The 24,644-nt window shown below is 61.0% G+C and carries 21 protein-coding genes; 10 read left to right on the plus strand and 11 right to left on the minus strand.

The window, feature by feature from the left end; translation table 11 throughout:
• Positions 1-168: 168 nt before the first annotated feature.
• Positions 169-999, plus strand: coding sequence for an undecaprenyl-diphosphate phosphatase (locus tag YA0848_RS24580; RefSeq protein WP_034097425.1), 831 nt, complete (start codon positions 169-171; stop codon positions 997-999).
• Positions 996-1,379 (plus strand): DUF1294 domain-containing protein, encoded by a 384-nt coding sequence (locus YA0848_RS24585; RefSeq protein WP_169867872.1) that lies wholly within the window; start codon positions 996-998, stop codon positions 1,377-1,379. The genes YA0848_RS24580 and YA0848_RS24585 overlap by 4 nt, the downstream gene beginning before the upstream one ends.
• On the opposite strand, the gene YA0848_RS24590 is transcribed toward YA0848_RS24585, so the two are convergent.
• Entirely contained in the window at positions 1,368-1,724 is a 357-nt protein-coding gene (locus YA0848_RS24590) for an MmcQ/YjbR family DNA-binding protein (protein ID WP_169903900.1), read from the minus strand. The two genes, YA0848_RS24585 and YA0848_RS24590, sit on opposite strands and share 12 nt — an antisense overlap.
• Positions 1,721-2,629, minus strand: coding sequence for a LysR substrate-binding domain-containing protein (locus YA0848_RS24595; RefSeq protein ID WP_034113533.1), 909 nt, complete (start codon positions 2,627-2,629; stop codon positions 1,721-1,723). The genes YA0848_RS24590 and YA0848_RS24595 overlap by 4 nt, the downstream gene beginning before the upstream one ends.
• 125 nt (positions 2,630-2,754) lie before the next feature.
• Here YA0848_RS24595 and YA0848_RS24600 point away from each other — a divergent pair, with 125 nt between their 5' ends.
• The gene (locus tag YA0848_RS24600) at positions 2,755-3,366 is read left to right on the plus strand and encodes an FMN-dependent NADH-azoreductase (RefSeq protein ID WP_034097432.1); all 612 of its coding nucleotides are present in this window, start codon (positions 2,755-2,757) and stop codon (positions 3,364-3,366) included.
• 209 nt (positions 3,367-3,575) lie between these two features.
• Positions 3,576-4,613, plus strand: a complete 1,038-nt coding sequence (locus YA0848_RS24605; RefSeq protein ID WP_034097433.1) for an alpha/beta hydrolase family protein — start codon at positions 3,576-3,578, stop codon at positions 4,611-4,613.
• Here the strand turns inward: YA0848_RS24605 and YA0848_RS24610 are convergent.
• The 4 genes from YA0848_RS24610 to YA0848_RS24625 form a co-directional block, all read right to left on the minus strand.
• Positions 4,607-5,782, minus strand: a complete 1,176-nt coding sequence (locus YA0848_RS24610) for an MFS transporter (protein ID WP_034097435.1) — start codon at positions 5,780-5,782, stop codon at positions 4,607-4,609. The two genes, YA0848_RS24605 and YA0848_RS24610, sit on opposite strands and share 7 nt — an antisense overlap.
• Before the next feature lie 265 nt (positions 5,783-6,047).
• Positions 6,048-7,634: an ABC-F family ATPase gene (locus YA0848_RS24615; RefSeq protein ID WP_080758731.1), complete on the minus strand. Its 1,587-nt coding sequence runs from the start codon at positions 7,632-7,634 to the stop codon at positions 6,048-6,050.
• Between the two features lie 142 nt (positions 7,635-7,776).
• Positions 7,777-9,015, minus strand: coding sequence for an MFS transporter (locus YA0848_RS24620; protein ID WP_034113537.1), 1,239 nt, complete (start codon positions 9,013-9,015; stop codon positions 7,777-7,779).
• Between the two features lie 175 nt (positions 9,016-9,190).
• Positions 9,191-9,580 carry a TIGR03067 domain-containing protein gene (locus YA0848_RS24625; RefSeq protein WP_034097573.1) on the minus strand — a complete coding sequence of 130 codons (390 nt, stop codon included), beginning with the start codon at positions 9,578-9,580 and terminating at the stop codon, positions 9,191-9,193.
• Between the two features lie 347 nt (positions 9,581-9,927).
• On the opposite strand from YA0848_RS24625, the gene YA0848_RS24630 reads away from it, so the two are divergent.
• Entirely contained in the window at positions 9,928-11,271 is a 1,344-nt protein-coding gene (locus tag YA0848_RS24630; protein ID WP_034097575.1) for a Wzz/FepE/Etk N-terminal domain-containing protein, read from the plus strand.
• A gap of 232 nt (positions 11,272-11,503) precedes the next feature.
• A complete protein-coding gene (gene lpxO, locus YA0848_RS24635; RefSeq protein ID WP_169903901.1) occupies positions 11,504-12,403 on the plus strand; it encodes a lipid A hydroxylase LpxO in 900 nt (299 codons plus the stop codon).
• A gap of 15 nt (positions 12,404-12,418) precedes the next feature.
• Here lpxO and ligD read toward each other — a convergent pair whose 3' ends face one another.
• Positions 12,419-14,905, minus strand: a complete 2,487-nt coding sequence (gene ligD, locus YA0848_RS24640) for a DNA ligase D (RefSeq protein ID WP_198712462.1) — start codon at positions 14,903-14,905, stop codon at positions 12,419-12,421.
• A gap of 23 nt (positions 14,906-14,928) precedes the next feature.
• A complete protein-coding gene (gene ku / locus YA0848_RS24645) occupies positions 14,929-15,768 on the minus strand; it encodes a non-homologous end joining protein Ku (protein WP_034097581.1) in 840 nt (279 codons plus the stop codon).
• Between the two features lie 184 nt (positions 15,769-15,952).
• Between ku and YA0848_RS24650 the strand changes: the two genes are divergently transcribed.
• Positions 15,953-16,267 carry a hypothetical protein gene (locus YA0848_RS24650; RefSeq protein WP_034113545.1) on the plus strand — a complete coding sequence of 105 codons (315 nt, stop codon included), beginning with the start codon at positions 15,953-15,955 and terminating at the stop codon, positions 16,265-16,267.
• Between the two features lie 11 nt (positions 16,268-16,278).
• Positions 16,279-17,436 (plus strand): PQQ-dependent sugar dehydrogenase, encoded by a 1,158-nt coding sequence (locus YA0848_RS24655; RefSeq protein ID WP_047882428.1) that lies wholly within the window; start codon positions 16,279-16,281, stop codon positions 17,434-17,436.
• Positions 17,437-17,497: 61 nt separating this feature from the next.
• On the opposite strand, the gene YA0848_RS24660 is transcribed toward YA0848_RS24655, so the two are convergent.
• On the minus strand, positions 17,498-17,977 hold the full coding sequence (locus YA0848_RS24660) for a nuclear transport factor 2 family protein (protein WP_169903903.1): 480 nt from the start codon (positions 17,975-17,977) through the stop codon (positions 17,498-17,500).
• Positions 17,978-18,031: 54 nt separating this feature from the next.
• Positions 18,032-18,595: a TetR/AcrR family transcriptional regulator gene (locus YA0848_RS24665; RefSeq protein WP_034097585.1), complete on the minus strand. Its 564-nt coding sequence runs from the start codon at positions 18,593-18,595 to the stop codon at positions 18,032-18,034.
• Positions 18,596-18,720: 125 nt separating this feature from the next.
• Between YA0848_RS24665 and pssA the strand changes: the two genes are divergently transcribed.
• Both pssA and YA0848_RS24675 read left to right on the plus strand, forming a co-directional pair.
• The gene (gene pssA, locus YA0848_RS24670; RefSeq protein WP_034097586.1) at positions 18,721-20,064 is read left to right on the plus strand and encodes a CDP-diacylglycerol--serine O-phosphatidyltransferase; all 1,344 of its coding nucleotides are present in this window, start codon (positions 18,721-18,723) and stop codon (positions 20,062-20,064) included.
• Positions 20,065-20,178: 114 nt separating this feature from the next.
• On the plus strand, positions 20,179-23,811 hold the full coding sequence (locus YA0848_RS24675; protein WP_198712463.1) for a hypothetical protein: 3,633 nt from the start codon (positions 20,179-20,181) through the stop codon (positions 23,809-23,811).
• 10 nt (positions 23,812-23,821) lie between these two features.
• Here the strand turns inward: YA0848_RS24675 and efeO are convergent, their stop codons facing one another.
• Positions 23,822-24,640, minus strand: a complete 819-nt coding sequence (efeO, locus tag YA0848_RS24680) for an iron uptake system protein EfeO (RefSeq protein ID WP_169903905.1) — start codon at positions 24,638-24,640, stop codon at positions 23,822-23,824.
• Between the last annotated feature and the right edge of the window lie 4 nt (positions 24,641-24,644).

A 24,644-nucleotide genomic window follows, 5' to 3' on the forward strand; every position in this document is an offset into this window, starting at 1 on the left:
ATAGGCTTTCGGCCTGAAATCGAAAAACCTGAGTACTGCCTGATTTTTCACAGAATTTTTGCAGATCGGCATTGACCATAGTCAACGCCGGGCCTTCAGCGCGCTCGTCGTCAGTGAACTATTAAAAGACTAACCAGGCATGCGCCAAGCATGACCTTTGGGGGAAGCATGGATTTTTGGACCGCCATACAGGCACTCATCTTGGGCGTCGTCGAGGGGCTCACCGAGTTCCTGCCGATATCCAGCACCGGGCACCAAATCATCGTGGCCGATTTGCTGGATTTCAGCGGCGACCGTTTCAACGCGTTCAATATCATTATTCAACTGGGCGCCATTCTTGCGGTGGTGTGGGAGTTTCGCGGCAAGATCTTCCAGGTGGTCACTGGTTTGCCCACCCAGCCCAAGGCGCGGCGGTTTACGGCCAATCTGCTGATTGCCTTCTTGCCGGCGGTGGTGCTGGGGGTGATTTTTGCCGACGCGATTCATCACTATTTGTTCAACCCGATCACCGTGGCCGCGGCGCTGGTGGTGGGCGGTGTGATCATGCTGTGGGCCGAGCGCCGCCAGCATCAGGTGCATGCCGAAACGGTCGATGACATCACCTGGAAGGATGCACTGAAGGTGGGCTTCGCCCAGTGCCTGGCGATGATTCCCGGCACCTCGCGCTCTGGCGCCACTATCATCGGCGGCCTGTTGTTCGGTCTGTCGCGCAAGACCGCTACCGAGTTTTCATTCTTCCTGGCCATGCCGACCATGGTGGGCGCGGCGGTGTACTCGGGCTACAAGTACCGCGACCTGTTCCAGCCGGCGGACCTGCCGGTGTTCGCCATCGGCTTCGTCACCTCGTTCATTTTCGCCATGATTGCGGTCAAGGGCCTGCTCAAGTTCATTGCCAGCCACAGCTACGCAGTGTTTGCCTGGTATCGGATCGCCTTCGGCCTGTTGATCCTGGCGACCTGGCAGTTCGGCTGGATCGACTGGGTGGCCGCCAAGGCATGACGATCCAACATCCACGCCTCAAGGCCCTGATTTTCGTGCTGTTGTGCGCGGCACCGCTGCTGGGGTCGGGCTTGCTGTGGTATCGCGGCGACACCGTGCTGCCGCTGGCGGCCTATGCCGTGGTCAGCGTGGTGGCGTTTTTCTTGTACTGGAACGACAAACGCAAGGCCCGCACCGATAGCTGGCGCACCCCGGAAAACGTCCTGCATGCGGTCGAGCTGGCGGGCGGTTGGCCGGGGGCGTTGATTGCCCAGCAGGTGTTCCGGCACAAGACGCGCAAGGTGTCGTATCAGGTGCTGTTCTGGGTGATCGTGCTGTTGCACCAGGTGTTCTGGCTCGACCAGATGTTCCTGGGCGGCACGCTGGGTTCAATCCTCTAGCTTCAACCCGATCTGCGTGCGCTTGGGCAACTTGCTCACCACCAATTGGTGGGAACGTTGCAATAAGCCGCGCAGCTCATCGGCGCCCAGCGGGTAGGGCGTGTTCATGATGATCCAGTGGGCGCGCGCCAGGTACGGCGCGGGGCGAATGCCCGGGCGGTCGACATGCCCGAGAAACAGGTCCGGGTCCACCTTGAAGGCCAGCGAGTCGCCGCGCAGGTTCTGCAGGGCGAACATCTTGTTGCCGGCAATCGAAAACACCCGTACGCCACCCCATTTGTAATCTTCCCGCGCCCCGGGCAGGCCCAGGCAGAAGTGTGCGACTTGCGCTTCGGTCATGCTCATAGCAGGCGATCTCCACAGCTTTTGAAGCCTTCTTCCAGGTAGTCGATCCATGCGCGAATCGCCGGCAGCACGCCACGGCGATGCGGGTAAACCGCCTGCAGCCAGCCACCCGGCAATGACCACTCCGGCAGCAGTTGCACCAGCCGGCCACTGGCCAATTCCTCTTCGCAGTACATCATCGGCAATACAGTAAAGCCCAAGCCCATGATCGCGCAGGCCTTGCGCACGATGAAGTCATCGATACCCAGGCGCGCCTCCATCACCAGATCATGCGCATGGCCCTGGGGATCGAGCAGGCGTTGATGCACCATGCGGTCGGCCTCCAGTGCTCCGAGGATCGGCAGTTGCTTGAGGTCGTCGAGGCTGGCGATCGAGCGCCCTTGCAGGAAATTCGGGCTCGCCACCAGCACCGTCTGCGCCGCGCGCAGGCGCTTGGTTACCAGCAACGGGTCTTCATCGCCCAGCTCGCGCACGCGCAAGGCCACGTCGATGCCTTCGGCCACTAGGTCGACGCGGCGGTTGACCAGGGTCATTTCCAACTGCACTTGGGGATGGGCGGCGAGAAAACCCGCGACCAGGTCGGGCAGGATGTTCTGCGCCAACCCCACCGGGCAACTGACCCGCAGACGCCCACGGGGTTCGCTGGACATGCTGGCCACGGCCTCATCGGCCATCTCCGCCTCCAACAGCATGGCCTGGCAGTGGCGCAGGTAGCGTTCGCCCACGGCAGTGAGGGTCAGTTGCCGCGTGGTGCGTTGCAGCAGGCGCGCGCCGAGGCGCTCTTCCAGCTCGGCAATGCGCCGTGACAGGCGCGACTTGGGAATGCCCAGCTGCCGCCCGGCTGCGGCAAAGCCGCCGGCTTCGACGACTTTGGCGAAGTAATAGAGGTCGTTGAGATCTTGCATGCTGGGCCTATTGTCCTGTCAGTGGGACAAACTATCGCATTTCAGCTGTCTTATCGACTATTGGTTTCATGGGTAGCCTTAGCACCATCTGATCGACATTCCCTGATCCTCTTTGGAGCTTTGCCATGAAACTGTTGCATATCGATTCCAGCATCCTCGGTGACAACTCGGCTTCCCGCGCCCTCAGCGCCGCAGTGGTCAAAGCATGGCAAGCCGCTGAGCCAGGCGTGCAAGTGACTTACCGCGACCTGGCCAGCGAAGGTATCAACCATTTCTCCGGCGCCACCCTGGGAGCCTTGGGCACCGCCGCCGAACTGCGCGATGCCACGCAAAAGCATGAGGCCGAACTGAGCGCTTCGTCCCTGGCGGAATTCCTTGCCGCCGACGCGCTGGTGATCGGCGCGCCAATGTATAACTTCACCATCCCGACTCAATTGAAAGCCTGGATCGACCGCATCGCGGTAGCCGGTCAGACCTTCCGCTACACCGAAGCGGGCCCTGAAGGCCTGTGCGGCAACAAGAAAGTCATCATCGTGTCCACCGCCGGCGGCCTGCATGCCGGGCAAGCGTCGGGCGCGGCTCACGAAGGCTATTTGACCTTGCTGTTTGGTTTCCTGGGTATCACTGACATCGAATTCGTGCGCGCCGAGGGCTTGGCCTACGGTGACGAAATGCGCAGCAAGGCCCTGAGCGACGCCAACGTACTGATCAACGAACAATTGTTCGCCGCCGCGTAAGGCTTGTGTAAATTTCGCCTCGCCCCGGTTTCAATCCGAAACCGGGCGCCTAAACTCTGTATTCTGCTGGCCTGAACGCGAGCGGAGTACGGAGTTTTTTCGTGTGTGCGCTGTCCTTTTAATGTGGCCCAGGTTGTGCAAGCGTGGGGTCAGTACTCCGGACTTTTAATCGATATGTCGGTTCTCACGCAGCAAAGGTGGACAGCCCCATGATGCGTCTTTGTGCTGTGATGGTTCTTTCCCTGCTCGGCAGCCTGATTTCAGTGCACGCTGCCCCCGCACCGCACCCTCATTGGAGCGTGGGTTTTCATCGCATGAGTTTTCTCGACCCGCTGGATCTTCAGCCGATGAAGGCTATCGCGTTCTACCCCTCCACCGGTCTTGAGCACAGTACCCAGGTGGGCGCGTACCACATCGCTGCCACCGAAGACGCCAAAATCGCCATCGGGCGTTTCCCGATGCTGATGCTGTCCCACGGCAACACCGGCACGCCGCTGGCTCTGCATGACCTGGCCACGTCCCTGGCGCGCAAAGGGTTTGTGGTGGTGGCGGTGCTTCACCCCGGCGACAACTACAAAGATCACAGCCGCCTGGGCACCGTAAGCAACCTGTATGGTCGGCCGATCCAGATTTCCGAGGCGATCACCGCCACACTGGGCGATCCGATGCTGTCGCCGTTCGTGGATGTCGACCAGATCGGTGTGATCGGTTATTCGGCGGGCGGCGAGACCGCACTGATTCTGGCCGGCGCTAAACCGGATTTCGATCGCCTGCGCCGCTATTGCCAGGAGCGTCCTGAAGACCGCGACGCCTGCACCACCAAAGGTGAGCTGGTGGTGGATCGCGACGATCTGCAGCCCCAGGCCGATCCACGTATTCACGCGTTGATGCTAATGGCGCCCCTGAGCCTGATGTTCGGCCGTCACACCTTGGCGGATGTGCATGTGCCAGTGCTGCTCTACAGCGGCGACGGCGACAAACTGGTCGCGGTGGACAAGAACGCCGCGGCCCTGGCGCGCAAACTGCCGGAACCGCCGGACTTCAAACTGCTGGCCGGGGCAGGGCACTTCGTGTTTATGGCGCCGTGCGACAGCGACCAGTTGGCGGCAATGCCGGCGGTGTGCACCGACGCCGATGGGGTGGACCGTGAAGGCATTCACCGCGACTTGGTTTCCGAGGCCGGGCGCTTTTTCAGTCACACCCTCGGCGAGCCCAGCCGCGCAGGCTTACAGACCGCAGATCAATAAGCGCGGCGCTTGAGCAACACGGTCAGGCCCAGTGCCGCGACCGACAGCAGCGCCGCGCACAGGAAGATCCAGCCGTAACCCAGGTTCAACGCGACAAAACCCATCAGCGGTCCGGCAATCGCCAGCGCCAGGTCGAAGAACACCGCATACGCACTCAAACCCGCGCCGCGACTGCTGTTGGGCACTTGTTTGATCGCCTCCACGCCCAGCGCCGGGTAGACCAGCGACAAGCCGAAACCGGTCAGCCCAGCACCGATCAGCGCTACTGTGGTGCTGGGCGCCAGCCACAGCAGGGTCAGCCCGAGGGTCTCGATGCTCATGCAGGCAATCGCCGCGCGAAAGCCGCCAAACCGGCTGATGGCCGAGATAAACACTAGCCGCGCCAGGATAAAGCACACCCCAAACACCGTCAGGCAATACGCCGCGCCGGCCCAGCCACGATTGAGGTAGTACAGGGTGATAAACGTGGTGAGGGTGCCATAGCCGATGGACGCCAGGCACAAGCTGGTGCCGAACGGCGCAATGCGCCGGAACACCGCCCAAAAGGGCAAGCGCTCGCCCCGCACCACTGGCACCGACGGTTTGTTGCGGATCAGCACCAACCCCAACGCCGCCAACACCGCCAGTGCCAGGCCGAGAATGTTGTAGCCATAGTCGGCCACCATCACCACCCCCAAGGGGGCGCCGATGGCGATGGCGCCGTAGGAGGCGATGCCGTTCCAGGAGATCGAGCGCGCGGTGTGTTCGGCGCCGACCGCGCCCATGCACCAACTGATGGTGCCCACGCCGATCAGCCCCTGGGCCACTCCCAGCAGCAACCGCGCGAGAATCAGAACCCCGAGGCTCAAGTTGGGCATGCTCTGCAAAAGCGTCGCAAAGAACGTCAGCACGCCACTGATGAGGATGCCCGTCAGCCCCAGCACGATGGCGCGCTTGGTGCCCACGGTATCCGACATGCGCCCGGCCATGGGCCGACTGAGCAGGGTCGCCAGGTACTGCGAACCGATGGTCACCCCGGCCACCACCGCGCTGAAACCCAGTTGCTCATGCACAAAGCCTGGAATCACCGCGATCGGCAGGCCGATGCAGATAAACGCGATAAAGGTGTAGAAGACGATGGAGACGATCTGCAGGGTGATCGACAAGGACGAGGGCGCGGCGGCAGGCATGGGGACTCGTTCGCGGGCGGGCGGTGCGCCCATCATGGCAAGGGCTTGAGGGAAAAGGAAGCAGGCTAACTACTTTGGCTGAGAAACCGGCCTACTGTGGCGAGCGGGCTTGCCCCGCGTTGGGCTGCGCAGCAGCCCTAATAAAAAACACCGCATTCTGTCAGGCAGAACGCGGTGTTCGTTTTCGGGGCCGCTGCGCAGCCCAACGCGGGGCAAGCCCGCTCGCCACAACGAGCCTGTTCCCCACAGTTTCAGATCGCTACTGTTAGAACACCACGCCTTGGCTGCGCAGGTAGTCATCATAGGTGCCGCTGAAGTCGATCACGCCGTTGGCGCTCAACTCGATGATGCGAGTGGCCAGGGACGACACGAACTCACGGTCGTGACTGACGAAAATCAGCGTGCCCGGATAGTTCTCCAGCGCCAGGTTCAGCGCCTCGATGGATTCCATGTCCAAGTGGTTGGTCGGTTCGTCCATGATCAGCACGTTCGGCTTTTGCAGGATCAGCTTGCCGAACAGCATGCGGCCTTGCTCACCGCCGGAGATCACTTTGACCGACTTCTGGATTTCATCGTTGGAGAACAGCATGCGACCCAGGGTGCCACGGATCATCTGCTCGCCTTGGGTCCACTGACCCATCCAGTCAAACAGCGTGACGTCGTCTTCGAAGTCGTGAGCGTGGTCCTGGGCGTAGTAGCCCAATTCTGCGGCGTCGGTCCACTTGATGCTGCCGGCATCCGGCGTCAGTTCGTTGACCAGGGTGCGCAGCAGGGTGGTCTTACCGATACCGTTCGGGCCGATGATCGCCACGCGCTCGCCGGCTTCGATCTGGAAGCTGAAGTCCTTGAACAATGGCTTGCCGTCGAAACCTTTGGCCATGTGCTCGACGATGACTGCCTGACGGTGCAGCTTTTTGGTCTGTTCGAAACGGATGAACGGGCTCACACGGCTCGAAGGCTTGACTTCGGCCAGTTGGATCTTGTCGATCGCCTTGGCGCGGGAGGTGGCCTGCTTGGCTTTCGAGGCGTTCGCCGAGAAACGGCTGACGAAGGATTGCAGTTCGGAGATCTGCGCTTTCTTCTTGGCGTTGTCCGACAGCAGTTGCTCGCGGGACTGGGTCGCCACGGTCATGTACTCGTCGTAGTTGCCCGGGAACAGGCGCAGCTCGCCGTAGTCCAGGTCAGCCATGTGGGTGCACACGCTGTTCAGGAAGTGACGGTCGTGAGAGATGATGATCATCAGGCTGGAGCGCTGGGTCAGGATGTTTTCCAGCCAGCGGATAGTGTTGATGTCCAGGTGGTTGGTCGGTTCGTCGAGCAGCAGCACTTCAGGATCGGAGAACAATGCCTGGGCCAGCAGCACGCGCAGTTTCCAGCCAGGGGACACTTCGCTCATCGGGCCGAAATGCTGCTCCAGGGGAATACCCAGGCCCAGCAGCAGCTCACCGGCGCGGGATTCGGCGGTGTAGCCGTCCATCTCGGCGAATTCGGTTTCCAGCTCGGCCACGGCCATGCCGTCTTCTTCGCTCATTTCAGGCAGCGAGTAAATACGGTCGCGTTCGGCCTTGACCTTCCACAGCTCCTCGTGGCCCATGATCACGGTGTCGAGCACGGTGAATTCTTCGTAGGCGAACTGGTCCTGGCGCAATTTACCCAAACGTACGTTCGGCTCCAGCATGACCTGGCCACCGGACGGGTCGAGATCGCCGCCGAGGATTTTCATGAAGGTCGACTTGCCGCACCCGTTCGCACCGATCAGACCATAACGGTTGCCGGCGCCGAACTTGACCGAGACGTTCTCAAAGAGCGGCTTGGCGCCGAACTGCATGGTGATGTTAGCTGTGGAGATCAATTACTTTACCTATCAATGGGTTGCGCGCGTGGCAGCGGATGCCGCCAGGCATGCGTCAACAGCGACATCAAGGCGCGAAACCCGGTCGCTGAGCAGAAAATGGGGGATGTGTGTTGGAATTTGGCGCGCATTGTCGCATATGTCAGGCGACAGTTGTATGGCGCTCGAACGATGGTTTTTCCAGAGTCTCGGGCATCGCCAGCCATAACAGCGCCAGCGCGACGGCCGCCACGCCCGCCAGGGTCAGAAACGCTGCGTTGTAGCCGGCCTGTTGCACGACGAAACCGGCCAGGCTATTGCTTAGCGCCGCGCCCAGGCCAAATACGGTAGACAGCGCGCCCAGGCTCACATTGAAGCGCCCGGTGCCTTGGGTGAGGTCTTTGACGATAACCGGGAACAGCGCACCGAAAATCCCCGCGCCAATGCCGTCGAGCATTTGCACCGCCACCAGCCAATAGGGGTCGTTGGACAGGGTATACAGCACACCGCGCAGCGGCAGGATCACAAAACCCAGGATCAACAACGGTTTGCGTCCCCATACATCGGCCTTGCTACCTACCAGCCAGGCCATCGGCACCATCACCACCTGCGCGGCGACGATACAGGCCGAGGTCAGCGGTGTGGCCATGTGCAGATTGATCTGTGAGAGCTTCTGGCTGACCAGTGGCAGCATCGCGGCATTGGCCAGGTGGAAGAGGGCGCAGCAAATGGCGAACAGCAGCAGCGGCCGATTGCTCAGCAACACCTTGATGCCGGACGGCTGCTCGTGATCGTGGTGATGGGCGGGGTCGAAGCCACGGGCGACCTCATGATCGATGGCCGCAGCCGACACGCAACTGACCGCGACGATACTGGCCAGCGCCATAAACGCCATAAGGTAGAACACCACCACTGGCCCGAACAGGTAAGCCAGGCCCCCGGCCAACAGCGCGGCCACGGCGTTGCCGGCATGATTAAAGGTTTCGTTGCGCCCGGTACGGCGGGTGAAGGCGCGGGGGCCGGTGATTCCCAAGGAAATCGCCGAGATCCCTGGTGCAAATACCGAGGCCGCGACCGCGCTGGCAGCCTGAGTCAACGCCACCAGGCTGAACGAACTGACGAAGGGCAATAGCACGCAACTGCCGGTCACCAACAGCGCGGCCACGGCGATTACCGCGCGCTTGCTGCGGGTGCGATCGATCAGCGCCCCCGCCGGGCCTTGAGTGAGCAGGGCGGCGATGCCGGCGAGGGTCATCACCACACCGATGCTGGCCGGGTCCCATTTGTGCACCGCCAGCAGATAAATCGCCAGGTAGGGACCAAGGCCGTCACGCACATCCGCGAGGAAGAAGTTCAGGCTGTCCAGGCTCAGGGTATTACGCAAGTCGGAATGATCAGCCACGGCAGTTTCTTCGGGAGGGGGCACTCAACGACTGAGGGCTCATTGCGTTAATGACCTGGGGCCCCGGCGATTAGTTTCGCATTGAACAGGGACGATGCCGCTGCTTCAAAGGGCAGGCTAAGGGATTCACTGGCGTTGGCAGGTTTCACCCTATAGACCATCCAACCACGCCACGTTAAGAATGGCGCCGCACGAAGGTACGCATGGTCTGTCCAGGCCCCGTCTTGAACACGGTGGGCCTGGGCATATGTTCGTCGGCTGCAATAAACACAAAGGTGTCTCCTTCAAGGCGATAGCTGGCAGGCAGTGCCTTGCCGGCATCCTCACCGATGGAGTCGATCCAGGTAATGCTCTTGGGCTCGGTGCGACTGTCCAGGAAAAACCGGCCAGCCAGCAAAACATTGCCCTCGGTGGTCCTCACTTCAAAACCGTTGCCGGCAATCGTGGTGATGGCACCTGGCGCAGTGTGTGCATCGACAGGGTCAAGCACACCGTTGTCTTCCAGCGAGATTTGTTCCCAGGCCCCTTGCAGGGCGTGAAGATCCGGGTCAGCGGCATATTGCATCGATAAGTCCTTTTAAGTGAGGTACTAGAAGAGGGTGCTGGTATGTAGGACGTTCCGCGCTCAAGACGCGCAGCAAAGAATTTTTCTCGCGATAGCAGCTATTTAACGTTCTTTTGACTACTCTTGTGACAACAATGTGGCAGTTGGCTGTATCGGTTGAGCGAATGTTCATTTAGTTGAAACGGAAATGAAATTATATAGCGCGGGATTTTTCCCCAAACTGAGTGGTCAGATCGCCATTGGTGGGCCTGTTCTCCAGGTTTCAGGGCGTTGTCCCTGATGCGCTGCCGGGTTATCCGGAACTTCGGTGATGGCTTTTTAGTGTCAATTTTAAGGTGGCTTGCATTTTGAATCGAACTTCCCCGCTTAACGCGTCTCCCTCTTCTGACGAAATTGACCTGTTTGAACTGTTTCACTCGATTTGGCGGCAAAAAAAGCTGGTAGTGGGTTGCACGATTCTGGCGGGTGTATTGGGAGCAGGGTATGCATTTCTGGCGCCCAAGACCTATGAAGTGAGCAGCGTACTGCGCCCGGCGGCCATCAACGAGCTGGATGCACTCAACCGCTCCGAAGTATATAAGCTGCCACCGGCCGATGCGTTGTCCAAGGTGGGGGCTCAACTGGACTCTTACGAGGCGCGGCTGGGGTTCTTCAAATCTCATGAACAACTGTTCGCGGCGTTCCAAAAGCCGGGGCAAAGCCTTGAGCAGAGTTTTGAAGACTTCAACCGCAACTCGGTCAACCTGATTCTGCCGGACCCGAAAAAATCTGACTCGTTAAGCAGTTACATCCGCCTGGAACTCCAATACCCGGCCGACATCGACGGCGTAGCGATCCTCAACGGTTTCGTGGACTACGCCATCGCCGCTGAGCGTGATCAGGTGGGCGCTGACCTCAAAGTGATCGTCAATAACCGCCTCAACGAACTCAAAGGCAAGATTGACGCGGCGCGCGCCAATTACGAAACCGATAAAGAGTCCAAGATTGCCAAGCTGCTGGAAGCCGACCGGCTCAAGCGCGCGCAATTGCAGGATGAGCTCAGTGCTTTACGCCTGCAGATGAAAATGGAGCGCACCAACCGCCTGGCCGAACTGGCCGAGGCGATTGCCATCGCTAAATCGATGGGCATTCGTACCCCGACCACGCCTTCCTCGATGGCCGATGCCGGCCGAGGTGGCTCAGGCCAGGTAATGCGCACCGAGGTCAACAACCAGAAAATTCCGCTGTATTTCCTCGGCACCGAAGCCCTTGAGGCCGAACGCGTGGCCTTGCAGCAACGCACCAGTGACGACTTCACCAACCCACGGGTGGCCGAGATCGGTAAAGAGCTGCAGATGCTGGAAGCGAACCGCGAAGTCGAAGTGCTGCGCAAGCGTGGCAACGAGGATATCTTCCTACAGGATGTAGAGCCGCTGCGTGCGGAAGTCGCGCGGTTGCGCGGGCTGAATATCGATATGAGCAATCTCAAACTGGTTACCATCGACCGTCGCGCCCAGGAACCGCTGGCGCCGATCAAGCCGAAAAAGGCCCTGGTGATTGCCTTGAGCCTGGTAGGCGGCCTGGTACTGGGCTTGCTGATTGCGCTGTTCCGGCACTTTATGTTGGCACCGCGCCCTGCGGTGGCTTACTCGGCGCTGGACGATGGCCGCTTCGCCCGTCGTGAGCGCAAAGACGACGAACTGCCGCTGTAACGCCCACCCCGCAAGGGCTTGTCCTACGGCAAGCCCGCCCCCCTCAAAACCCGTCACTCGACAGCTTTTCACAATTCTTAGTTAACCTTTGGTTACATATTGTGGCTAAATAACGGCCGATGGGCATGAACNNCCGACTATGTGAATTGTGATTTCAGGTGCTGCTTATCATCCTCGGCCGTCGTGGGCCCGCAGGAGCAGCCTGTTCTCTTCTGACGTGTGACGAAATCCCTTGAAACTCATCATTGTTGTTCTTTACGTTGCCTCCATCGCGTATGTACACCTGCGTGGCCGGGTGCGACACAAGCTGAGCCGCCAGCTCAGCGACCATTCGACCTTTCTGGCGCCGATCAACTGCTTTCTGTATCTGTTCTCCAAATTGCCCGGCCGGCCTTACCTGGCGACCAGTGACTTTCCCGACCTGAGCCCCTTGCAGGAACATTGGCAGGAAATCCGTGAGGAGGCCCTGAACCTGCTGCAAGCCGGGGAAATCAAGCGCTCGGACCAATACAACGACGTCGGTTTCAACTCCTTCTTCAAGTCGGGCTGGAAGCGCTTCTACCTGAAGTGGTACGGCGACAGTCACCCTTCGGCGATGAAACTGTGCCCGCGCACCACTCAATTGGTACAAAGCATCGGTTCGATCAAAGCGGCAATGTTCGCCGAGCTGCCACCAGGCTCCAAGCTGGTGCGCCACCGTGATCCATATGCCGGGTCTTACCGCTATCACTTGGGGCTGGACACGCCAAACGATCCGGGCTGCTACATCAATGTGGATGGCGAGGCCTATTACTGGCGCGACGGTGAGCCGGTGATGTTCGACGAGACCTATATCCATTACGCCGAGAACACCACGCAGCACAACCGCATCATCTTGTTCTGCGACATTGAAAGGCCGATGAAATATCGCTGGGCTGCGGCTTTCAACCGTTGGTTCAGCCGTAACGTGATGGCGGCGGCGGGCTCGCCCAACGATGCAGGTGACAAGACCGGCGGCTTGAACCGCGCTTTCACACGGCTGTACAAGATCCGCCTACGCGGCAAAGAACTGAAAAAGCGCAACCGTACGCGTTACTACCTGGAAAAGTGGGCCATTTTCGCAGTGCTGGCGCTGATCTTCATCCTGATCTGACCCGCCGGGCGCCCTTCACTGCGGTGGGCGGGCGCCCAACTTGTCCCACATCTTGCGAGTGATTTTCTGCCGGTTGGCATAGCCCGCCCAGGGATCAGCCTTCAACCCCTGCACCCGTTGCAACAGATTGGCGACTGTCCACTGTTGCGCGCCGCGCAAGCCTTTCAATTCCTCGCGACTGATCGGTACCGACACCGGCAGCCCTGGCCGTGCCCGCACGGAGTAGGCCGCCACGGTGCTGGCGCCTCGGGCGTTGCGCAGGTAATCGATAAAGATCTTGCCCACCCGGTTTCTCGGCCCGGAGGTGGCCGTAAAGCGTTCGGGCAGTTGCTGGGTCATGAACTGCGCCAGGGCCTTGGCAAATGCCTTGACCGTGTCCCATCCGTCGCGTCGCGCCAATGGCACCACCAGGTGCAGCCCTTTGCCACCGCTGGTTTTAACGAAGGCATCCAGTCCCAGCTCATCCAGTACGGACAACGTCAGTTGAGCCGCTTCCACCATGGTTTTCCACGGCAATGCAGGGTCCGGGTCGAGGTCGAGCACAAACAAGTCCGGGGTTTCGATTTTGTCCGAGGTGGCGCCCCAGGTATGCAACTCGATGGTTCCCATCTGCACGGCGCCTACCAGCGCCTGCACGCTGTCGATTTCCATCAGTCGCGCGTGACCTGGGTCCAGCGCCGGGTCCAGCTGCGTAATGTGGGGGATAGCCAGGCGCTCAGCGTGTTTCTGGAAGAACTGTTCGCCGTCGACGCCCTCCGGTGCCCTGAGCAGCGATACCGGGCGTCGCTGCAGAAAGGGCAGAATCCACGGGCTGATGCTCTCGTAGAACTGCGCCAGTTGTTGTTTCTGCGTGCCGCTCTGGGGGTCGATGACGCGGTCGGGGTGGCTGATTTTGACCCCGACTGGGTTCTTCGCGGGTGTTGCGAATTGGGCTTTGCGCGGCACCTCATGCACGATCTGCTCGGCTGGCTTATCGGTGCGCATCCCCACAAAAGCGGCCTGGCGGACCACGCCTTCGCGGGTCCATTCGGCAAACTGCACTTCACCGACCAGTGTCGGTTCCACCCAATGCACGCCGCGCGCCTGGGCGCTGGTCAACGGCTTTTGCAGCGGCGATGTGTTGCGCTCCAGGGGTTTCAACTGCCCGTAGATGGTCTTCAACGCGGCCTGATCGAACCCTGTGCCCACGCGGCCGGCATACACCAATCCGCTATCCTCGTTGACCGCCAGCAGCAACGCGCCGAACCCGCTACGCGAGCCTTGAGGGCGGGTGTAGCCAACAATCACGAATTCCTGGCGCAAGCGGCATTTGAGTTTGACCCAATCGTTGCTGCGCCGCGATACATAGGGGCTGCCCAGGCGTTTGCCGATCACGCCTTCCAACGCCAAGTCGCAAGCACTTTCGAAGATATCCCGGTGGTTGGCAGCGAAGGCCTCGGAGAAGCGCAGCAGCTTGCTTCGGCTACCGCGCAGCGCGGCCTTTAGGGATGCGCGGCGCTGTTCCACCGGAACTTCGCGCTGATCCTGGCCATTGAGGAAGGGCGCGTCGAACAGGTAATAGACGATATCGAGGCTGCGGCCGATATCGAAAGCGTTCTGCAAAGCCTGGAAATCCGGCAGCCCGTCACTATTGAGGCTGACGACCTCGCCATCCAACCAGCTGTCCTTGAGCTTAAGAGCTTGCAGCGCCTTGGCCTGACGCGGCAGGCGCTCGGTCCAGTCATGGCCGTTGCGGGTAAACAGGCGCACCTCGCCGTCGCGGATACGCGCCAGAATGCGGTAGCCATCGAACTTGATTTCATACTGCCAATCGCCTTCGGGCGCGCGCTCCACCAGCGTGGCCAATTGCGGGGTGAACTGCTCGGGAAGGGCGCTGGCGGAGGCCGCTTTTTTGCTACGAGCTTTGGCTTTGCGTTTCTCTGGCGGCGGTTGGCCCACTGAGGCGTCGCTGAGCACGCTGTCGGGCTGGGCCTGCACGATGTCGAACTCGGTGGCGGGGCGGGCCTGGGCGTCTTTCTCCTTGATCAGCAGCCATTGCTCTTTGTCGCCGCTGCCTTTGAGGCGGGTGCGCACCAGCGTCCAATCGCCGCTGAGTTTTTCGCCGACCAGGGTGAACTTGAGTTTGCCGGCGGCATACGCCTGATGCGGGTCATCGTGAGGTTGCCAGACGCCGCGGTCCCACACGATTACGTCCCCGGCGCCGTACTGGCCTGCCGGGATGCTGCCTTCGAAGCTGCCATAGCTCAGCGGGTGGTCTTCAACATGCACCGCGAGGCGCTTCTGGCTCGGGTCCAGACTCGGGCCTTTAGGCACCGCCCAGCTCTTGAGCACGCCGTCCAGCTCCAAGCGGAAATCATAGTGAAGGTGGCGTGCGTCGTGCTTCTGGATCACAAACGACAGCGCCGATGCCTTGGCTTTTTTTCCGGCCGGCGCACTGCCCGACGGTTCGGCGGTGATCTGGAAGTCACGTTTGCGGTTGTATTCACTCAACGGTTTGGCCATGGGGGCTCCATCCTATGGCAGGTTCAAGAGGCTTTTTTCGAAGACTTTTTCGCCGCCGGTTTTTTCCCCGCAGGCTTACCGGCCAGGCTGCGTTTGAGCAGTTCGGTCAGGTCGATCACGTCTGCAGACTTGCGCTCGTCCTCGCCTTCCTGGGATTCCACGTCCTCGATCTTGCCGGCTTTGGCTTTTTTCTCCACCAGAGCCATGATCTTTTCCTGAAAGCTGTCGCGGTATTCCTCGGGCTGCCAGTCAGCGCTCATGTCTTCCACCAGGCGTTTGGCCATGTCCAGCTCGCCCTTGGCCAGGCTGGGTTTGGTCACCTCGCTGCCCAGCTCCAGCTCATCCAGGCCGCGCACCTCGGCGGGCCATCGCAGCATCACCAGCACCAGCGCCGATTCCAGGGGCATCAATGCTGCCAGGTGTTGTTTGGTGTGCAGCACTACATTGGCCAGGGCCACCTTGCCGGTTTTTTTCAGGGTTTCGCGCAGCAGGGCATAGACCTTGCCGCCGCGTTTGTCCGGCGCCAGAAAGTACGGCGTGTCGATGTTTTGTAGGGGGATCTGCTCGCTGGCAACGAAGGCGATGATCTCGATGGTCTGGGTCGACTTGGGGTGGGCAGAGCGGATCTCGTCTTCGCTGAGCACCACATAGCGGCCTTTCTCATAGGCCACACCCTTGACGATGTTCTCTTTGGTGACTTCCTTGCCTGTGGTTTTGTTGATGCGCTTGTAGCCCACCGGGTCCATGCTGCGCTTGTCCAACCAGTCGAAGTCCACGCCCTGATGGGACGTGGCCGAGACCAGCGACACCGGGATATGAACCAAGCCGAAACTGATTGCGCCTTTCCAGATTGCCCGTGGCATAAGTGCGATTCCTTGAGAAGAAGCAGTGTTCTGGTGACTCGGCGGCGGCGCGAAAAGTTTCCCCGGGCGGATACGTGGACAGATCGTGTTACACCTCATCAGAAACAATTTACTTACCAAAGGCGAACCCAGGGCGTAGCGTGCCATCGAAAGCACGTACAGCTCGTTTCAGAGAGGTTTGCTCATGATCAGTTGCAGGCGTTATCTCGCATTGCTGGTGTTGGGCCTGGCCCTGATACCCCTGGCCCAGGCGCAAGACCTGCCCGGGCGAAGCAATAGCAACAACAGCCCGATTCACCGGGCCAACCCCAACAGCATGCAGGGCACCCAGCCCAATGCCCCGGCGACGCGGGGTATTCAGACTGTGCCGACCCCGCGTACGCCGACGCTGGAAAACGGCGGCATCGGCAACCGTTATCCGCAGCGCCAGGCCGCCCCCAGCCGCCCGGCCACTGAAACCAAAGCCCCCACGTATGATGCCAACGGCAATCGCCGGTAAGGACCTGTCTTATGTTGCTACGCAAAACCCTGCTGGCTGCGCTGTGCGCATCGACCCTGTTGCCCTCGATTGCGGCGCATGCCGCCGGGGCTCAACAGTTCCCCAGTGAACAAGGCAGTATCACGGCCACGCCGATAGCCCAAGGGCTGGATCACCCGTGGGCGGTGGCATTCCTGCCGGACCAGCAAGGCTTTCTGGTAACCGAGCGGCCGGGGCACCTGCGGGTCGTCAGCGCCGACGGCAAGCTGTCGGCGCCGTTAAGCGGTGTGCCGCAGGTGTGGGCCAAGGGGCAGGGCGGTCTGCTGGATGTGGTGCTGTCCCCGGACTTCAAGCAAGACCGCATGGTGTATTTGTCTTACGCCGAAGGCGGCGGCAAGGGCGGGACAGCCGGCACGGCGGTCGGGCGCGGACGTTTGGCCGCCGACCTGAGTGGCCTGACCAACTTTCAGGTGATCCTGCGCCAGGAACCCAAGCTCTCCACCGGTAACCACTTCGGTTCGCGCCTGGCGTTTGACCTTGACGGCTACCTGTTCGTGACCCTCGGCGAAAACAACGACCGACCCACCGCCCAGGATCTGGACAAATTGCAAGGCAAGGTCGTGCGCATCTATCCGGATGGCCGTGTGCCGGACGACAACCCGTTCGTCGGTCAGGAAGGCGTACGGCCGGAGATCTGGTCCTACGGCCAGCGCAACCCTCAAGGCCTGGCGCTGAATCCGTGGAGCGGCACGCTGTGGGAAAACGAGCACGGCCCCCGTGGCGGCGATGAGATCAATGTCATCGAACGCGGCAAGAACTACGGTTGGCCACTGGCAACCCATGGCATCAACTATTCGCTGACGCCGATTCCCGAAGCCAAAGGCAAGACTGTCGAAGGCACCGTCGCGCCGCGCCATGTATGGGAAAAATCACCGGGTATCAGCGGCATGGCGTTCTACGACGCCGATCGCTTCAAACCGTGGCAGCACAACGTATTTATTGGTGCACTGGCCAGTCAGGAGCTGATTCGCTTGCAGTTCGAGGGCGATAAGGTGGTGCATGAGGAGCGCTTGCTCGGCGGCTTGAAAGCGCGGATTCGCGATGTGCGGCAGGGACCGGATGGCTATCTGTACGTGCTGACGGATGAGGAAAAGGGCGTGTTGTACCGTGTGGGGCTGAAACCGGACTGACAAGGCTGAGCCGCCAGTGGGAGCGGGCTAGCCCACTCCCACTTCTTTACGCGGGTGAGGTTTACAGGCCCAGCGCCGACAGGCCCGGATGCTCATCCGGCCGGCGACCCAGCGGCCAGTGGAACTTGCGCTCGCTTTCCTTGATCGGCATGTCGTTGATGCAGGCAAACCGATGGGCCATCAAGCCGTTCTCGTCGAACTCCCAGTTCTCGTTGCCATAAGAGCGGAACCAATTACCGGAATCGTCCTGCCACTCATAGGCGTAACGCACGGCGATGCGGTTATCGGTAAACGCCCATAATTCCTTGATCAGCCGATAGTCCAGTTCCTTGGCCCATTTGCGTGTCAGGAAACCTTTGGCTTCTTCGCGGTTGTGAGCGAACTCGGCGCGGTTGCGCCATTGGGTGTCCAGGGTGTAGGCCAGGGAAACGCGTTCTGCGTCCCGGGAGTTCCAGCCGTCTTCGGCCAGGCGCACTTTCTCGATCGCCGACTCGCGGGTAAACGGCGGCAGGGGCGGGCGCGGTTGTTCTGTAGATGACATGCTGCGACTCCTTTAACTCATTAAGGTTTATCGAAAGTTGCTCAGCCTGTGCGTTCACAGTCCCAATAACGTTCGCGCCATGCATTGCGCATTATCGGCAGCCGTTGAATCGCCCATTACCAGGGCAACGGTAATGGCGCCATCGATCAGGATCAGCAGGTGCGCGGCCTGCCGCTCGGGGTCGGGGGTGCCATGTGCTTGACACAGTTCGAGTACGTACTCGAACAGTTTCTGTTTATGAGCTTTGGCCAGCAGGCGGACGGGGTTGTGCGGGTCGCCAGTCTCGCCGCTGGTGTTGATAAAGGCGCAGCCGCGAAAGTCCTCAGAGCCAAACCAGGCCTTGAGCGCGCTGAACAGCGCCAGCAGGCGCTCGCCGCTGTCGGCCTGGCGCTCCACTTCGCTGCGCAGCCATTGGAGCCAGCGCGCATCGCGGCGTTGCAGCGCGGCGATCACCAATTCGTCTTTATTGGCGAAGTAGCGATAAATACTTTTTCTCGAGACGCCGGCGGTTTTTACCAGAAAGTCCATGCCGGTGGCGGCAATGCCATGGCGATAGATCAACTTCTCGGTGACGTCGAGGATAATGTCGCGGGTTTCATTACTGATGATTTCGTTCATGGGGCAAACAGTAGAACGATCATTCTCCTTGGTCAATTAATTTTTTTCCATCTGTCACAGCGAGACCTGAGCATCTTCATGGTGTAAGCTCGGGACCTCTTCGGATTCGACCCTTTGCGAGCCTTATGCCGTCGTTCTTCAAACGCTCCCTGTTGCCCAAACTGCGCGGTTTTCCACTCACTCCCGAGGCGATTGAGGTGCTGTCCGGCGCTGCGGCGTTTCGCCGTTGCCTGCTGGAGAAAATCCCCCAGGCCACGCGGCGTATCTACATCGTTGCGCTGTACTTGCAGCAGGACGAAGCAGGGCAGGAGATCTACGACGCCTTGCACGCCGCCAAAGCCGCAAGGCCGGAGCTTGAGATCGTGGTGGTGGTCGACTGGCTGCGTGCCCAGCGCGGGCTGATCGGCGCCGGCAAGCAGCCGGGCAACAGCGCCTGGTACCAGGAAATGACTCAGCGTCACAGCACTGAGGTGCCGGTATACGGTGTGCCAGTGCAGACCCGCGAGCTGTTCGGTGTGCTGCACCTCAAAGGCTTCGTGATCGATGACACGGTGCTCTACAGCGGTGCCAGTCTGAACAACGTGTACCTGCACAAATTCGACAAATACCGCTTCGACCGCTACCACCTGATCCACAGCCAAGCGCTGGCCGATTCCATGCAGCATCTGGTGGAACATGGACTGGTGGCGTCCAAGGCCGTGCATCGCCTGGACCTGCCGAACCCGCCGACTACCCGCAGCCTGCGCAACGACATCGGCGACCTGCGCAGCCGCCTCAAGCACGCCACCTACGACACCACGGCGGGGCAGTTGCCCAATGGCCAGTTGTCGGTCAGCCCGTTGCTGGGCGTCGGCAAGAACAACCCGTTGAGCCGGGTGATCCTGGAACTGATCGCCAGCGCCCAGCAGCAACTGACTATCTGCACGCCGTACTTCAACCTGCCACTGCCCGTCACCCGGGAAATCAACCGTGCCCTGGCCCGTGGGGTGAAGATCGACATCATTGTTGGCGACAAGACCGCCAACGATTTCTACATTCCGCCCAGCGAGCCATTCAAGGTGATCGCGGCGCTGCCATACCTGTATGAAATCAGCCTGCGCCGCTTTGCCAAGCGCCATCAGCGCAACATCGACAGCGGCCAGTTAAATCTGCACCTGTGGCGCGACGGCGACAACACCTACCACCTCAAAGGTATGTGGATCGACGAGCGTTACACCTTGCTGACGGGCAACAACCTCAACCCCCGGGCGTTCCGGCTCGACTTGGAAAACGCGCTGCTGATCGACGATCCCCAGGGCCAATGGCTCGCGCCGCGCCAGGCTGAACTGGAGCAGATTTTTCAGCACACCACGCGGATCGAGGCTTACACGCAATTGCAGACGCTGCCGGATTATCCGGCAGCGGTCGGCAAATTCCTGCGCCGTGTGAGCCGGGTGCGGATTGAGCGTCTGCTGTATCGGATTTTGTAAGTCGCCTGAAACTAACGGAAATGCTCCATCGGGCGGTCGTCGGATCAGGCTTACATCCAGGCGCCCGACGCTGTTCTTACATAGCCCCTCACTGTTTTCAGAGCGAGCGTGGATATGTCGAAGATCGCCTCAGGTACTTTTTATGAGGTGCCCAGTAGCGTTGTTCCCATGGCGGATCGTCCATCCGCTTCAACGCCTTCCCCCACGCTGTCGCGGGCTCGACGCTCAACCACTGATTCAAGCGCCGCACTCAGTTATCCCTGGACCCGCAAACCGGTCCCCAGCAGTAACGGCGTGGCGGCTGCCGACACGCTGCTGGAACAACGCCTCACGTCAGCCACGCAAAGCGGCCACGGCATGGTCGAGGTGCCTGAGGGCAGCACGCTGACCCCTTTGCTGGCGTTGTACCGGCACCTGCTGAACCAACCGCCGTTGCAAACCTGGCTCAACGACCAGGGGCTAGAAACCGCCACGCTGACCCTGCATCACGACTTTATCGAAGGCTTCGTCACCCGCGAGGGTGTGCGCAGTGCCGTCAGGTTTACCTACACCGACGCGTCGGGGTGGTTAGAGGCCTCGGCCAGCCTGCGCCCGCTGTTGCACCTGCTGGACCCCGGCGATAAAGGCCTGACCTTTATGGGTGAGGACGACGAGTGGGTGCCGTTGGCGGTGGTCGAGCAAGCGAAGACCCGCCATGGCTTTCACGTCGGCGATGTGGACAGCGCTTGGCGGGTGATCGGTCAGATCGAGCAGCGTCGCTACTTGGCGGACACACTGGAGGCGGCCCTGGGAGATTGGCCCGACGCCACGCCCATGAATTGGTCCGAACACCCCTGCGAAGTGAGCCCGGCGTTAACCTTGGGCGAAGCCAGCCAGGCCGCGCGCGAGCGTCTGCAGCGCCTGGTGGCGCAACCGAGTATGACGGCGCTGCTCGAACGCGAAGGCTTTGACTGGCCCGGCAAGCCGTTTCGGATAACCGAGGGCAGGCTGGAGCGTCTGAGCCCAGTGGGCGGCTGGGTCGATCTCACCCGTTATGTCGAACAGCACCCCGCCCTGGAGGCAGAGCGCCAGGCGCTGGTCGGGCTCAGCGAGCCCTTGGGCGGTGCGGTTTATTCCACTCCCCGCTATGACGTGCGCCAACTGGTCGAATACCTGGGGCTGGGCTCGATGGCAACCGCCGGCGAAGCCCGCAATGTCATCCAGTGGTTGCGTACGTACTTGCCGCCGGCACCGCCACTGGGCGATTACAACGGTCTGATGCGCCGCGAGTGGGCCCCCGGCACCCTGACGCCCGAAGATCGCCTCACCCTGACCGATCTGGCGCAAGCCCGCTTGGGCGGCAGCAGCGCCAGAGGCTTCAGTGCACTGGCGCACAGCACTCCACAGGCACTGCACACCGACCCCCAGGCCCATTTGACCGCGCTGCTTGAAAGCCCCGAGGCGTTGGCGTTTGGCGCGCAATTGGCCAGAGCGCTGAATTGGTTTGGCGCGAGCGGCGCAGGCTACGAATTGCCCAAAACGGTGTGCCAACAGTTGGTGGCGGCGGCGATCAAGTTGCACGCCGGTATCGACGCTACGGACAAGCCTGGGCATGTGGCCGGGTATTCGGTGTACCAGCCGGCGAACATGGGGCGCACATTCAGTGCCGTGCGCCGCGACATCGAACAGCATCTGATCGCGCACAAGGGCGTCGACCCCAAGTTGGCCGTGCTGGCGGCACACCTGGGCTTGGCCCAGGCAGCACCGGAATTTCTGGTCAAAGATGTGCCGGGCACGGTGCACATCGGTACGCCGGCCTGGATGGAGTTGCGTCTGGGCTGTGCGATGGCCGATCAACATGCACCCGGCACGTCCCGGGCGATGAATGAAGAGCAGGTCACCCACCTCACCACGCTGGGCCCTACCAGCGATGCCCAGGCCGAGTTGATGCAATTGTCGGCGTTGAAAATCATGGCCGATTGGGGCGTGCTCAATGGGGTCGTCCGTTTGCGCAGCGATGGAGAATATTCTCGTACGGATATCCAGACCGCCTCCGAAGCGTTCTTCAAACAGCGCGAAGAGGCCAGCCTTGCCTTCACCGACGCGAGCGCCGAGCTGCCTACCCGCAGGACGCTGGCCATTAAAGAGCTGCTGCGGGTCTTTCCGGACACTACCCCGGCGGGTCTGGAGGCCATGACCGTACACATCGCCGAGGCTTCGGAGCGTCGCAACATGGCGTCGGGCGAACCCAGGACGCGTCCGATCATCGAGGCGTACATAACCGGCGATCTGACACCGGGCAAGTGGGCGCTGAGCAGCGATTTACGTGGTACTTACCGTAGCGGCAGCACCCCTTATCAGCAGGGCCAGGCCCCGCAGGCTTCCCCTGAGGCGCGCGCTCAGTTGGATCAACGTATTCGGCGCTTGCCCGCATTGGATGGGCTGCTCAACAGCGCGGTCGACCGGCATCGGCACGCGTTGCAGAACGCCTATGCCACCCGCTTGAAGTTGATGCTTGCCGAGTTGCCGCTGGCGGATCGACAAGCGCTGGAACTCGGCACTGTCGAGCTGTTCACCTTACGCGGGGAAACCGGCACCACCCAAGCCCGCGAAACGGCGAGCAGCAGGCTGGCACAGCGCGGTCGCCAAGGCACGGTGATGCGCCTGGAGCACAACAACCAAGTCACGTATTACGAGCTGTTTGCCAACGGCAATGTCGTGCGACGCACCGACTTGCCGCAGGATCTGATACTGGGGGGGCTGATCAAGCACGAGCGCTTTCCCGCCCCGCACGGTCATGTGTACTTGCCAGTCAACCGTGGCACGCCGGTCCCGTTCGATGCCGACGCCTATACCTTAGGGACGGCACCGAGGTCGGACGTCGCTTCGCCGGCCATGATCATCGAGCAACTGGGCACGCCGTTCGCCGCCAGCGCTTTACCAGCCAGCTACACCCCGCAGAACTATGTGCCGAATACTTACGGTTCGCGCAAAACCGCGCGCATCGTGGAGGCAATCGCGCAGGGGAATTTCTACGAGTCTCCAGAGGCCTTGCTGCAAAGGGCGACCGAACAAGTGCCGTTGGAACGCCGTCGCGAAGCACGCACCCGTGCGCACAATTTTTTGCTGGGTTTCGTGCCCTTTGTCGGTGCCTATCAGGAATTCAAAGCAGGCAATATCGGCAGCGGCTTGGCCAACCTGGCCGTGGACACCGTCGGGGTGGCCATTGGTGCAGCGGGCCCGGCGCGGGGGTTGATTCGCTCAGCCAAAGCCCTGGCATTCAAGCCTTTGAAGGGGATTGCCAGGCGTTTGACGGCCACGGTAAGCCCCATGGTGTCGACAACAGCCAGGGTCAAACCGGCGGCCACCTTCAGTGATCGCGCATTTGATTTTCTCAAGCATTCGGGGCTGTTCGCCAATGCCGCGCTGAATCCGCTGGATGGCTACCCGCAGATGATCCGGGCGGCGACCAAAGGCTTATTTAACGTGCCTAAGCTGATCCTGCAAGGAACGATGAATTCGGGCAAAGTCGCTCCGCACTTGCTGACGGCCGAAGAAAAACTGCGCAGTTACCTGATCATCGCGGCCGGGCAGATCGACCGGCAGGAGCCCGGCGGTCAGTCGCCCGTGGGGAGCCGCACAGGCGTCTACCGAGGGGCCGAGATTCAAAGCGTGCGCTACGGTGGTCACTGGTACGCCTTGGACCCGCTCAATGGGCGGCCGGTTGGCACGCCCCTGAGCGGGTTTATCGCCGATGCCACCCCGTGAGTGCTGATCCTCAGTTCAGGCCCAGCTTGCCGCGCAGCATGGACAGGTCTTCAGCGAGGGTGTTGACCGGACCCACCAGCGCTTTACGGTCGCTGTCCTTGACCTTGTCGTAGGTCTCGAAGCCGCCGTCTTTGGTTTTGTACTTGGCCAGCACCTTGTCCACGGTGGTGAAGTTTTTATCGACTTTGGCCAGGAAGGCCTTGTCCTGCTTCTCGATCTGGCCGCGGAACAGGTCGACGATTTTTTTCGCGCCGTCGATATTGCCCTGGAAGTCATACAGGTCGGTGTGGCTGTAGCGATCTTCTTCGCCGGAGATCTTGGTGGCGGCGACTTCCTCCAACAGCGCGGCGGCACCGCCGACGACTTTTTCCGGCGGGAAGGTCAGGCCGTCCACGCGGGTCTTGAGGTCATTGACGTCGGTGTTGAGCTTGGCGGTCAGCGTCTCCAGGCCCTGAGTCGAGTTCTGCGAGAATAACGCGTGCTCGATGCGGTGGAAGCCGGTGAAGTCTTCGGCGGTTACGCCTTTTTCGTGGTCGTCGACGCGGGAGTCGATGGAGGCGTCGAGGTCGCTGAACAACTCGGCAATCGGCTCGATGGACTCGTAGTGCACGCGGGTAGGCGCATAGAGCTTCTTGGCGGTGGCCAGGTCGCCTTTGTTGATCGCGTCGGTAAAGGCCTGGGTTTGGGTCACCAGTTCACCGATCTCTTCGGTGACATAAATCTTGTAGTCCGACACCGGCCCGACCAGGTCCAGCGGTGCGGTGGCGGCGAAGGCGGCCAGGGGCGAGAGGGTCAGCAACAACGACAACGCGAGAGTCGACTTCTTCATGGGA

The organism is Pseudomonas sp. S4_EA_1b (genome assembly GCF_016307435.1).
In the GTDB taxonomy this organism is placed as follows: Bacteria; Pseudomonadota; Gammaproteobacteria; order Pseudomonadales; family Pseudomonadaceae; genus Aquipseudomonas; species Aquipseudomonas rhodesiae.